The sequence below is a fragment of the Streptomyces sp. NPDC015532 genome, assembly GCF_043078065.1.
Classification (GTDB): domain Bacteria; phylum Actinomycetota; class Actinomycetes; order Streptomycetales; family Streptomycetaceae; genus Streptomyces.
Genome location: NZ_JBIBSY010000028.1, coordinates 23,642 through 35,314, shown reverse-complemented (window position 1 = coordinate 35,314; position 11,673 = coordinate 23,642). Strand labels below are relative to the sequence as shown.

The 11,673-nt window shown below is 73.0% G+C and carries 14 protein-coding genes; 10 read left to right on the top strand and 4 right to left on the bottom strand.

Annotated elements, in window-relative coordinates; translation table 11 throughout:
• The first annotated feature begins 16 nt into the window (after positions 1-16).
• The 6 genes from ACF07B_RS41990 (at position 17) to ACF07B_RS41965 (ending at position 5,936) form a co-directional block, all read left to right on the top strand.
• The gene (locus tag ACF07B_RS41990; RefSeq protein ID WP_369485742.1) at positions 17-985 is read left to right on the top strand and encodes a sigma-70 family RNA polymerase sigma factor; all 969 of its coding nucleotides are present in this window, start codon (positions 17-19) and stop codon (positions 983-985) included.
• Positions 982-1,530 (top strand): TIGR03086 family metal-binding protein, encoded by a 549-nt coding sequence (locus ACF07B_RS41985; protein WP_392182822.1) that lies wholly within the window; start codon positions 982-984, stop codon positions 1,528-1,530. Before ACF07B_RS41990 ends, ACF07B_RS41985 begins: the two co-directional genes overlap by 4 nt.
• A 157-nt stretch (positions 1,531-1,687) precedes the next feature.
• Positions 1,688-3,160: a DHA2 family efflux MFS transporter permease subunit gene (locus tag ACF07B_RS41980; protein ID WP_392182821.1), complete on the top strand. Its 1,473-nt coding sequence runs from the start codon at positions 1,688-1,690 to the stop codon at positions 3,158-3,160.
• Between the two features lie 158 nt (positions 3,161-3,318).
• Entirely contained in the window at positions 3,319-4,062 is a 744-nt protein-coding gene (locus ACF07B_RS41975; protein ID WP_392182820.1) for an NUDIX domain-containing protein, read from the top strand.
• Between the two features lie 11 nt (positions 4,063-4,073).
• Positions 4,074-5,096 carry an ADP-ribosylglycohydrolase family protein gene (locus ACF07B_RS41970; protein WP_369485746.1) on the top strand — a complete coding sequence of 341 codons (1,023 nt, stop codon included), beginning with the start codon at positions 4,074-4,076 and terminating at the stop codon, positions 5,094-5,096.
• A 3-nt stretch (positions 5,097-5,099) separates the two neighbouring features.
• Positions 5,100-5,936, top strand: a complete 837-nt coding sequence (locus tag ACF07B_RS41965; protein WP_392182819.1) for a DNA polymerase beta superfamily protein — start codon at positions 5,100-5,102, stop codon at positions 5,934-5,936.
• Here the strand turns inward: ACF07B_RS41965 and ACF07B_RS41960 are convergent.
• From ACF07B_RS41960 to ACF07B_RS41945, 4 genes are read right to left on the bottom strand one after another with little or no spacing between them, the layout of a single operon-like run.
• Positions 5,904-6,728 (bottom strand): DNA polymerase beta superfamily protein, encoded by an 825-nt coding sequence (locus tag ACF07B_RS41960; RefSeq protein ID WP_392182818.1) that lies wholly within the window; start codon positions 6,726-6,728, stop codon positions 5,904-5,906. The genes ACF07B_RS41965 and ACF07B_RS41960 overlap by 33 nt on opposite strands.
• A gap of 21 nt (positions 6,729-6,749) precedes the next feature.
• On the bottom strand, positions 6,750-7,160 hold the full coding sequence (locus tag ACF07B_RS41955) for a Rieske (2Fe-2S) protein (protein ID WP_392182817.1): 411 nt from the start codon (positions 7,158-7,160) through the stop codon (positions 6,750-6,752).
• Positions 7,157-7,741 carry a DUF6529 family protein gene (locus ACF07B_RS41950; RefSeq protein WP_369485750.1) on the bottom strand — a complete coding sequence of 195 codons (585 nt, stop codon included), beginning with the start codon at positions 7,739-7,741 and terminating at the stop codon, positions 7,157-7,159. The genes ACF07B_RS41955 and ACF07B_RS41950 overlap by 4 nt, the downstream gene beginning before the upstream one ends.
• Positions 7,742-7,767: 26 nt before the next feature.
• Positions 7,768-8,445 carry a hypothetical protein gene (locus tag ACF07B_RS41945; protein ID WP_392182816.1) on the bottom strand — a complete coding sequence of 226 codons (678 nt, stop codon included), beginning with the start codon at positions 8,443-8,445 and terminating at the stop codon, positions 7,768-7,770.
• Positions 8,446-8,697: 252 nt separating this feature from the next.
• Between ACF07B_RS41945 and aroH the strand changes: the two genes are divergently transcribed.
• The 4 genes from aroH (at position 8,698) to ACF07B_RS41925 (ending at position 11,646) form a co-directional block, all read left to right on the top strand.
• Positions 8,698-9,060 (top strand): chorismate mutase, encoded by a 363-nt coding sequence (gene aroH / locus ACF07B_RS41940; protein WP_328454065.1) that lies wholly within the window; start codon positions 8,698-8,700, stop codon positions 9,058-9,060.
• A complete protein-coding gene (locus ACF07B_RS41935; protein WP_369485752.1) occupies positions 9,057-10,142 on the top strand; it encodes a prephenate dehydrogenase in 1,086 nt (361 codons plus the stop codon). Before aroH ends, ACF07B_RS41935 begins: the two co-directional genes overlap by 4 nt.
• Positions 10,143-10,279: 137 nt before the next feature.
• Positions 10,280-10,975 carry a (d)CMP kinase gene (gene cmk, locus ACF07B_RS41930; RefSeq protein ID WP_392182815.1) on the top strand — a complete coding sequence of 232 codons (696 nt, stop codon included), beginning with the start codon at positions 10,280-10,282 and terminating at the stop codon, positions 10,973-10,975.
• A gap of 53 nt (positions 10,976-11,028) precedes the next feature.
• Complete coding sequence (locus ACF07B_RS41925) at positions 11,029-11,646, top strand: lysophospholipid acyltransferase family protein (protein WP_362400528.1); 618 nt, start codon at positions 11,029-11,031, stop codon at positions 11,644-11,646.
• Positions 11,647-11,673: the final 27 nt, after the last annotated feature.

The following is an 11,673-nucleotide window of genomic DNA, read 5'->3' as shown; positions in this document are numbered from 1 at the left end:
ATCGAAGGGAGCGGCGATGACCGCGACGACGGACCGCGACGACTTCGTCCGGCTGACCGATCCGTACCGGCGGGAGCTGCTCGCCCACTGCTACCGCATGCTCGGCTCGGCCGACGACGCCGAGGACCTCGTGCAGGAGACGTATCTGCGGGCCTGGCGGTCCTACGAGGGGTACGAGGGCCGGGCCTCCCTGCGCACCTGGCTCTACCGGATCGCCACCAACACGTGCCTGACGGCCCTGGAGGGGCGGGGGCGCCGTCCGCTGCCCACCGGGCTCGGCGGGCCGGGAGACGCGCCCGAGGAGCCGCTGCGGGGCCCGGCGACGGACATCCCCTGGCTCCAGCCGCTGCCCGACACCCTCATCGACCCGGCGACGGTCGTGGCGGCGCGCGGAAGTCTGCGGCTCGCCCTGGTGGCCGCGCTGCAGAACCTGCCCCCGCGGCAGCGGGCGGTGCTCATCCTGCGGGACGTGCTGGCCTGGCGCGCCGCGGAGGTGGCCGCCCTGCTCGGCACGTCGACCGCGGCGGTCAAGAGCACGCTCCAGCGCGCGCGTGCCCGGCTCGACGAGGTCGCGCCGGAGGAGGACCTGGTGGTCGAGCCCGACGGCGCCGACGACCGCGAACTCCTCGACCGCTACATGTCGGCCTTCGAGAACGCCGACATGGAGGCGCTCCTCGGGCTGCTGCGGGACGGGGTCGAGCTGGAGATGCCGCCCCACCTGGAGTGGTTCAGCGGCAGGAAGGACGTCCTGCGGTTCCTGCGCGTACGGGTGCTGTCCGGGCGTGAGGCCGGATGGATCCGGATGTTCGCCGTCCGGGCCAACGGGCAGCCCGCGGTGGCGGCGTACGAGCGCGGGATCGACGGTGTGCTCCGGGCGCACTCCGTCCAGGTGCTCACGGCAGAGGCGGGCGCCATCGCGCGGCTGACCGTCTTCCTGGACCCGGGGCTGTTCGACGCCTTCGGCCTGCCCGGGACGCTCCGGTGATTCCCGGAGAGCTCCTGGAGCGGTCGCTCGCGTACGCGACGGTCGCCGTCGCCGCCGTGCAGCGCGAGGGTCTGCGGCGGCCGACGCCGTGCGCCGAGTGGGACCTGGGGGAGCTGCTCCACCACCTCGACGACTCGGTCGAAGCCCTCCACGAGGGTGTCGCGGACGGGCGGGTCGGGCTGTGCCCGGCCCACCCCGCGGCCGATCCGGTGCGCGCCTTCCGCGAGCGGGCGGGCGCCCTGCTCGGTGCCTGCGCCGCGGTGTCCGCGCGGCCGCCCGACCCGGCCGTGGGGGACCGGTCCCTGGACGCGGGCCTGCTGGTGGCGGTCGGCGCCCTGGAGATCGCGGTGCACGGCTGGGACGTCGCGCGGGCCTGCGGGCGGGCGCGGCCGATCCCGTCCGCGCTGGCCCTGGAACTGCTGCCGCTGGCACACCTCGTGGTCGCGGACGCCGACCGCGGGGTGCGCTTCGCCGACCCCGTCGACGTGCCGCGGTGGGCCCCGCCCGGCACCCTGCTCCTCGCGCACCTCGGCCGGCGTGCCTGAGGGCTGTCCCGCGGATCCCGGCGCGCGGCGGGAGCTGTCGTGCGCGTCCTGCCGCGCGGCGGGACGGCCCGATCCGAACGACCGACCCGGGCCGCGATTCCTTTTCCGCGCGGGCCGGGTCGGTCCTCCGTGAGTGATCCTCACGGAAGGAACCGTCATGACCGACACCACCGCACGCGCCCCCGTCCAGCAGCCGTCGGCCCCGCCCGCGCGCCGTGGGTGGACCGTGATCCTGGCCGGACTCGGGGCGCTGCTCTGTTCCCTCGACGTGGTCGTCGTGGCCACCGCGCTGCCGGCCCTGCGGGCCGACTTCGGGGCGAGCCTGTCCGACCTGGAGTGGACGATCAACGCGTACAACCTCGTCTTCGCCTGCCTCACCCTGACCGGTGCCGCGCTCGGCGACCGGTTCGGCAGGCGGCGCATGTACGTCGTCGGGCTCGCCGTCTTCACCCTGGCCTCGGCCCTCGCCGCGCTGGCCCCGGGGCCCGGTCAGCTCATCGCCGCGCGGGTGCTCCAGGGCGCCGGTGCCGCCGTCCTGCTGCCGCTCACCCTGACCCTGATCAGCGAGGCGTTCCCGGCCGAGAAGCGGGGCGTCGCGATCGGCGTCTGGGGCGGGGTGACCGGTCTCGGTGTCGCGGCCGGGCCCGTGCTCGGCGGCGCCGTCACCGAGGGCCTGTCCTGGCAGTGGATCTTCTGGCTGAACGTGCCGACCGGGCTCGCGATGCTGCCGCTCGCCGCGCTGAAACTGCGGGAGAGCCATGGCCCGCGTCCGCAACTCGACGTCGTGGGGCTGCTGTTGGCCGCCGTCGGGCTGACCGGCCTGGCCTGGGCGCCGGTGCGGGCCCCGCAGGCGGGCTGGGGGAGTGCCGAGGTGCTGGGCGCGCTGGCCGTCGGAGTCGTCTTCGTGGCGGCCTTCCTCGGCTGGGAGCGGTCGCGGGCGCGCTACCCGATGCTGCCCCTCGGCTACTTCCGCAGGCGCGCCTTCTCCACCGCCAACGCCGTCGCCTTCCTGACGTTCATGTCGCTGCTCGGTTCGCTCTTCGTGATCACGCAGCTGTTCCAGCTCGGCCTCGGGAACTCGCCGCTCCAGGCCGGTGTCCGCATCCTGGTGTGGACCGGCATGCCGCTGCTCGTGGCACCGCTCGCGGGCGCTCTCGCCGACCGGTTCGGGAACCGTCCCTTCATGTTCGGCGGACTCGTCCTCCAGGCGACCGGACTCGGGCTCCTGGCCTGGCAGGTGCAGCCCGGCGTCGCCTACGGACGGCTGGTGCTGCCCCTGATCGTCGCGGGCATCGGCATCTCCATGGTCTTCCCCACCGTGGCGAACGCCGTGACGTCCGCGGTGCCGCCCGCCGACGCGGGTGTCGCGGCCGGCGTCAACAACGCGCTGCGCGAACTGGGCGGAGTCTTCGGAGTCGCCGCCGCGGCGGCCGTGTTCACCCACTTCGGGGGCTACGGCTCGGCGCGGGACTTCGTCGACGGCTGCGGTCCCGCGCTGTGGGTCTCGGCGGGAGTCGCGGCCGCCGGAGCGCTGGTGGCCGCCCTCGCTCCGGCTCGCGCTCCGGCGCGGGAGCCGGAGGCACCCCGGTCCGGCACCCGGCGGCCGGAGGCGTCGCGAGCCCGGGTGTAGCGACCCGCAGGCCGTCCGCTCCCGGCCCGAAACGGAGTCACCGTTCCCGGGCCGGCCGCGGGAGTCGCAACTTCGCCTGCCGAAAGTCTTGTTGACACCCCGCACTCCCTTTATAGTCGTCATGACCATGGTCAGGGTGACCATAAAGGGAGTGCGGGGTGTCAACAGGCGAGGACCGCGCGCCGGGGGGCGCGGCACCCGAGGGCTATGACAAATACGCCTTCGAACCCTTCGCCGTCACCGTCGACCTGGCCGTCCTGACCGTGCGCGCGGGCGCACTCCAGGTCCTGCTGATCGAGCGGGGCAGGGAACCGTACGCCGGCCGCTGGGCCCTGCCCGGCGGCTTCGTACTGCCCCGTGAGTCCGCCGAGACGGCCGCACGGCGTGAACTCGCCGAGGAGACCGGCCTGTCGGACCTCTCGGGACTCCACCTGGAGCAACTGCGCACCTACAGCGAACCCGACCGCGACCCCCGTATGAGGGTCGTCTCCGTCGCGTTCGCCGCGCTGCTGCCCGACCCGCCCGAACCGCACGGCGGCGGCGACGCGGCGCAGGCCCGGTGGCTGCCGTTCGACGCGCTCGGCCCGCTCGCCTTCGACCACGACCGGATCCTGGCCGACGCCCATGAACGCGTGGGCGCCAAGCTGGAGTACACCTGTCTCGCCACGTCCTTCTGCCCGCCCGAGTTCACCCTCGGAGAGCTTCAGCACGTCTACGAGACGGTGTGGGGCACCACGCTCGACCGGCCCAACTTCCGGCGCAAGGTCCTCGCCACGCCGGGGTTCGTCGAACAGGTCCCAGGTGCCGCCCGCCTCACCGGCGGCCGCGGCAAACCCGCCGCCCTCTTCCGCGCGGGCGGCGCCAAGGTTCTGTACCCGCCACTGCTGCGTCCCACCTCGTAAGGACGGCCCCGATGACCAGCACGACCCTGACCAAACGCGCCGCCACCGGTTCCCTCATCGGCCTGGCCCTCGGAGACGCGCTCGGGTTCCCCACCGAGTTCAGCACCGTTCCCGCCATCCTGGAGAAGTGCGGCCCCTGGCGGCAGATGGCGCTGCCCCGGCCCGCGATCGTCACCGACGACACCCAGATGACCCTGGCGCTGGCCGGCGGACTGCGCACCGCCATGGACCGCGGGCTGCTCGGCCCGCTGCGGATGGAACGGCCGGTCCGCGAGGAGTTCGTGAACTGGTACCAGTCGCCCGAGAACAACCGGGCCCCCGGCCGGACCTGCCTGGTCGCCTGCAACCTCCTCAAGGACGAGAACCGCCGCTGGCAGGAGGCCAGCCAGACCGGTTCCAAGGGCTGCGGCGCCAACATGCGCGTGGCGCCCGTCGGCCTCGCCCGCGGACTCAGTGACGAGCAGCGCGCCGGCGCCGCCCAGCTCCAGGCCGCGCTCACCCACGGCCACCCGACCGCGCTCGCCGCCTCGGACCTCACCGCGCACACCGTCCGGCTGCTCTCCCAGGGAGCCCAGCCCGCCGAACTGATCGGCCTGCTCCTCGCGTACGCGCACGAGAACCGGCACCGCTACCACTCGCGCTGGCTCGGCGACCTGTGGACCTTCTGCCACGACGCCTCACCCGAGCAGTACATCTCCCGCGGCTGGGACGAGTGCATCGCCGTCCTGGACAACGTCCGCCGAGCCGTGCGCACCGCCTCGCACGAGGCCGACCCCTGTCTGTCCACCGGTGAGGGCTGGATCGCCGAGGAGGCGTTCGCCACCGGTCTGCTGTGCTTCCTGATGTTCGTCGACGAGCCCGTCACCGCGCTGCGCCGGGCCGCCTGCACCTCGGGCGACTCCGACTCCATCGCCTGCCTGACCGGGGCGTTCGCGGGCGCCCACCACGGCTCCGAGGCCTGGCCGAACGACTGGGCGGACCGCATCGAGTACCAGAGCGACCTGATGTCGCTGGGGGCACTCTGGGATGCTTGAGCCATGACAGACATCCTCGGGCCCGGCGCCGACCTCGCGAGTGTGGTGGGCGAACAGCCCGACCCCGTGCTCTTCGCCACCGTCTCCGGGGCGCACCTGTACGGCTTCCCCTCCCGCGACTCCGACGTCGACCTGCGCGGTGTCCACGTGCTGCCGACGGCCGACCTGGTCGGGCTGCGCGAGCCGGAGGAGACCCGGTCGCGCATGTGGTTCCAGGACGGGACCGAGATGGACCTGGTCACCCACGACCTGCGCAAGTTCGTACGCCTCATGCTGCGGCGCAACGGCTATGTGCTGGAGCAGCTCCTGTCGCCGCTGGTCGTGCGCACGAGCGACGAGCACCGTGAGCTGATCTCCCTCGCCCCCGAGGTCCTCACCCGTCACCACGCCCACCACTACCGGGGGTTCGCGGCCACCCAGTGGCGGCTGTTCGAGAAGAGCGGCGAACTCAAGCCGCTGCTCTACACGTTCCGTGTGCTGCTCACCGGTATCCACCTCATGCGCAGCGGTGAGGTGCAGGCCGATCTGCCCACGCTGGCCGGGCAGATCGCCTCGCCCGCCTATCTCACGGACCTGATCACCGCGAAGGCGGAACGGGAGCACGGACCCGCGGACATCCCGCGCGCCCGCGTGGAGCAGGACGTGGAGCGGCTGCACGTACTCCTCGACGAGGCACAGGAATCCTCGGCACTGCCGGACGCCCCCTCCGCGTACGACGCCCTGCACGCCTTCGTCGTCAGGGTCCGGCTGGACGGGTTCGGGGGAGGCCAGGACGTCGTCCCGGGCGCGGAGGGTGTCCTGGCGGCGCTACCGGCCCCCGGCGGCGCCCTTCAGCGCTGAGGCCCGGCGGACCCGGACCAGGAAGTCCTCGACGCGGGCGGTGTCGGGCTCGGGCGGGAGCGGGCTGCCGACGGCCGCCTCGTCGGCCTCCGTCGCCAGCCGGAGCATCCGGCGCTCCACCTCGCTCCAGGACACCTCGCCCCGCTTCACCGCGAGCAGCGGCTCGCGCTGCTCCCCGACGTCGACCGTCAGGGAGCCGGTGCGCAGCAGGTCGCGCGAACTCGTGAGCAGGCGCAGCAGATGCATGGCGTGCTTCCAGCGCGGGGCGCCGTGGGTGCGGACGTCGGCCTCCAGCTTCTTGCGCTGGCCCAGGGCGTAGCGGGTGAACGTCTCGTGCGCCTGACGGGAGAGGAAGGCCTGGCGCAGGGCGAGCAGTTCGCGGCCGGTGTCGTCCACGGACGCGACGAGCGGGGAGTACAGGCACTCCAGGATGTTCGGGTTGGCGCGCAGCGCGAGCGCGCAGAACCGTTCCAGTTCCCAGCTGAACTGCTCCGGCGCCGGTCCCTCGACATGCGTCGGAGGTTTCTCGAAGCGCCAGAACAGCTCGGTCGGGGCGAGGAAGACGCCCCTCAGGTCCGTGTCACTGCCGTCCGTGGCCAGCCCGAAGGCGCGTGACCCCATCACACAGGAGTAGACCGTGTGGTCCCGCACCAGCGGGATCCCGGCCGCCGGGATCGCCGGGGCGGGCGAGGCGGGTGACCCGGACGGCACCACCGGTGCCGGGGACGCCGGGTGTGCCGGGGCCGCCCGGGGTGTCGGGGCTGCCTGGGACGCGGAGGGCTCGGAGCGCATGTCCGGAGCGTACGGGCCACTTCACGCCAGGCGGATCGAGTTTCCCTCCACCGTGATCTTCTCTGCGGGCAGCGGACGCGGCGCGGGACCGGCCTTCACCGCCCCGTTCTCGACACCGAACTTGCTTCCGTGGCAGGGGCAGTCGATCGTTCCGTCCGCCACCTTGTCCACCAGGCACCCCTGGTGCGTGCAGACCGCCGAGAAGGCCTTGAAGTCGCCCTTCGCCGGCTGCGTGACCACGACCTTCTGGTCCTTGAAGACCGTGCCCCCGCCGACCGGGATGTCACTCGTCGTGGCGAGCTGCTGGCCGCTGGAGGCCTTCGGTGAGGGGTCCGAGGAACTGTCCTTGTCGCCGTACTCGCTGCACCCCGCGAGCAGCACGGACGCCCCCGCGCCGAGGATCACCGTGCGCCGCGTCGAGCGGTCGGTCATGTCGTCACTCCGAACGTACGGAAGAACCAGAAGGCGGATGTCAGCCAGACGGCGGTGAGCACGGCGAAGACGAGGCCGCCGAGGACGGGCAGCAGCCAGCCGGGCAGGCGCTCCGAGCGGAGCAGCAGCATCTTGGCACTGAAGGCACCGAAGAAGAAGCACCCCAGGAGCGAGTGCCACATGACGCGCGTGCTGTACGTCTGATAGCCCAACGCGTACAGACAGTGGACCGCGACCGGCACCGCCACCAGGAACGCGATCCGCCCCGACCACCGGTGCAGCGTCGCCGCCCAGCCCGGGCCCGGCAGCTTCCCGTACATCATGAGCGCCGAGACGAGCTGGACGAGGGCGAAGAAGAACGCCGTCGTCGCCAGCCAGGACTTCACGGCACCCGTGCTGCTGAAGCCGGCGAGATTGAAGGCCGTTCCCGTGGGGTCGTGGACCTTGCCGTAGACACCGAGGCCGACCGCGACGGCCGCGGCGACCAGGGCCGGGACGAGGTAGCGGGCCGCGTCGGCGCGGCCGTGGCCGGGTGGCGGGGAGGGGAAGCCCTGGGTGGCGGCGTTCGGGTCCACGGTCATGAACGGCTCCCGGTGGAAAGAGGCGGTCAGGGGGTGACAGGGCGGGCGATGATCTTCTGGCCGTCGATCGTCACGGCGCCGGTCTCCGGGTCGATCGACGGTGCCGCCGAAGGGGTGCCGTCGCGCTCGACGACGCCGACCTGCCGTCCGCCGGGCAGCACGATCCAGCCGCCGTCGACCTTCGCGCCGCGCACGGTGGCCGTCGCCCGGTACAGGCCGGAGGGCTTGACGGCCCTGTCGGCCGTGAAGGCGTACCGCTGTCCGCCGACGTCGGCGGTGCCGCGGATCAGCTTGCCGCCCTGGAGGGTCCCGTTCAGCTCGTCGCCGTGGCTGCCCGTGAGCCTCATGGTGCCGTCGTCCTCGACGTCACCCTTCAGCCAGGACTCCTTGTCGTGCCCGTCACAGAAGTACGCGATCGCCTTGCCGCCCCGCAGGGAGACCGCGACCGCCGAGGAGTCGTCGTCGGTGCGGCCCGCGTAGTCGGCGTTGGGAACGGCGGCGCGGGACGGCGAGGGGCTCGGCGGGACGCTCCGCGACGGCGAGGCGGTGGCCGGTGGCGCGGTGGCCGACACCGAGACGCCCGGCGACGCCTCCTGGTACGGGTTCGACGTGCTCTTCGTCCCCGTCGTCGCGTTGAGCGTCAGCAGGAACACGCCGAACACCAGCCCCGCGAGGAGGGTGAGAAGGGGCCCTGGTCGCTTCATCCGGTCCTCCCCCTGGGCGGTCTCCTGCCATGAGAGCGGACGCGCGCCCCCGCGTCCAGAGGCGCACGGGCGCATTCTCGCCAGATGTAGCGGAATAGGGCGATTCGGGTGACATCGGCGCGTCCGTCCGGCCGGTCCGGGCCGGATCCCCCCGGCCCCCGTCTCGTCAGGCGGGCGCCGCGCACCGGCGCCCCGGGGGCTGACTACGCTGGTGTGACACGACGTGCACACAGATCAGCGAGGAGCATCACCGTGGCGGTACGAGCGGTCCGGGGCGCCGTCCAGCTGGAACGGGACGAGGCCGGCCACATGGACGAGCAGGTCAGCGAGCTGCTCACCGCCATCCTGGAGCGCAACGCGCTCACCACGGACGACCTGATCAGCATCTGGTTCACCGCGACACCCGATCTGCACAGCGACTTCCCGGCCGCGGCGGCGCGCAAGCTCGGCATCGTCGACGTCCCGCTGATCTGCGCGCAGGAGCTGGACATCGAGGGCGCGATGCCCCGGGTGGTCCGTGTTCTCGCCCACATCGAGTCCGACCGGCCGCGCGCCGAGGTCGTGCACGTCTACCTGGGCGCCGCGGGCGCGCTCCGCAAGGACATCGCCCAGTGAGGACCGCGCTCGTCATCGGAACCGGGCTGATCGGCACGTCCGCCGCCCTCGCGCTCGCCTCCCGCGGCGTCGTCGTCCACCTCGCCGACCACGACCCGGAGCAGGCCCGTACGGCGGCCGCGCTCGGCGCCGGCACCGACGAGGCCCCCGAGGGCCAGGTCGACCTCGCGATCGTCGCCGCACCCCCGGCGCACGTCGCCGCGACCCTCGCGGACGCCATGCGGCGCGGTCTCGCCCGCGGCTATCTCGACGTCGCCAGCGTCAAGGGCGGTCCCCGCCGCGAGCTGGAGGCGCTCGGCCTCGACCTCACCCCGTACATCGGCACGCACCCCATGTCCGGCCGCGAGAAGTCCGGTCCGCTGGCCGCGAGCGGCGACCTCTTCGAGGGCCGTCCCTGGGTGCTCACCCCGACCCGGGACACGGACACCGAGGTCCTGAACCTCGCCCTGGAACTGGTCTCGCACTGCCGTGCCGTGCCCGTCGTCATGGACGCGGACGCCCACGACCGCGCCGTGGCGCTCGTCTCGCACATGCCCCACCTGGTGTCCAGCATGGTCGCCGCGCGCCTGGAGCACGCGGAGGAGACCGCGGTGCGGCTCTGCGGGCAGGGCATCCGCGATGTGACCCGGATCGCGGCCTCCGACCCCCGGATGTGGATCGACATCCTCTCCGCGAACCCGGGCCCCGTCGCGGACCTCCTCGCGGACGTCTCCGCCGACCTCGACGAGACGGTCCAGGCCCTGCGTTCCCTCCAGTCCTCCGACGAGGCCAAGCGCCGCGAGGGCGCCGGCGGCATCGAGGACGTCCTGCGCCGCGGCAACGCGGGCCAGGTCCGTGTCCCCGGCAAGCACGGCTCCGCGCCGCGCGCCTACGAGGTCGTGGCCGTTCTCATCGACGACCAGCCCGGTCAGCTCGCCCGCATCTTCGCCGACGCGGGAATGGCCGGCGTCAACATCGAGGACGTACGCATCGAGCACGCGACCGGCCAGCAAGCCGGTCTGGTGCAGCTCATGGTGGAGCCCAAGGCGGTGCCGGTGCTCGGCGCGGCACTGCGGGAGCGGGGCTGGGCACTGCGCCAGTGACACCGCCCCCTGAAGGGCCGGCGACACCGCCGCCGGGAAGGGCCAGTAAGACGGGGTCCGCGGGGCCGGTAACCTTGTGCGGGGCGCCATCGCGTCCCGCAGAGACCTCCACCCCGCACCAGGAAGGTGTTCCCACCGTGGACAACGGCGCCGCCCGTACCGCTCCGGCTGTGATTGTCGCCATCGACGGCCCCTCCGGCACGGGCAAGTCGAGCACCTCGAAGGCCGTGGCCGCGAAGCTCGGTCTGAGCTACCTCGACACGGGCGCCCAGTACCGCGCCATCACGTGGTGGATGGTCAGCAACGACATCGACATCACGGACGCCTCCGCGATCGCCGCCGCCGCGGGCAAGCCGGAGATCGTCTCCGGTACCGACCCGGCCGAGCCGACCATCACGGTCGACGGGACCGACGTCGCCGGCCCGATCCGTACGCAGGAGGTCACCTCCAAGGTCAGCGCGGTCAGCGCCGTCCCCGAGGTGCGTGCCCGCATCACCGAGCTGCAGCGCGCCCTCGCCGGGTCCGCGCCGGCCGGCATCGTCGTCGAGGGCCGGGACATCGGCACCACCGTGCTGCCCGACGCCGACCTGAAGATCTTCCTCACCGCCTCCCCCGAGGCCCGTGCCGCCCGGCGCAGCGGTGAGCTGAAGGGCGCCGACATCGACGCGACCCGTGAGGCGCTGGTCAAGCGGGACGAGGCCGACTCCAGCCGCAAGACCTCCCCCCTCGCCAAGGCGGACGACGCGGTCGAGGTGGACACCTCCGACCTCACGCTCCAGCAGGTCATCGAGTGTGTCGTCACCCTCGTCGAGGAGAAGCGGGCCGCCAAGTGACCCCACCCTCAGCGAGACGCGCCGAGGTCGGGCGCCGGATCGGCGTCGGCCTGATGTACGGGCTGTTCAAGCCGCGCGTGCTCGGCGCCTGGAAGGTCCCCGCGACCGGCCCGGCGATCCTGGCCGTGAACCACTCGCACAACATCGACGGGCCGATGGTCATGGGCGTCGCGCCCAGGCCCACCCACTTCCTGATCAAGAAGGAAGCGTTCATCGGCCCGCTCGACCCGTTCCTGCTCGGCATCGGCCAGCTGAAGGTCGACCGGGAGATCGCCGACCGCGCCGCCATCACCGACGCCCTCGGCGTCCTGGCGGCCGGCGGAGTCCTCGGGATCTTCCCCGAGGGCACCCGGGGCGAGGGCGACTTCGCCTCGCTGCGGGCCGGACTCGCGTACTTCGCGGTGCGCAGCGGAGCCCCGATCGTCCCCGTGGCGGTGCTGGGAAGCTCCGAGCGGAACAGCAGACTGACCAAGGCGCTGCCCCCGCTGCGCAGCAGGGTCGACGTCGTCTTCGGCGACCCCTTCGATGCGGGCGACGGCAGTGGCCGGCGCACGCGACAGGCGCTGGACGCGGCCACCGGCCGCATCCAGAAGCAGCTCAGTGCCCACCTGGACGAGGCCAGGCGTCTGACCGGACGCCGGGAAAACGCCGGGCGCCCCGCCGGGCGTTAGGCGACACTTAGTAGTGGATCACCCGGT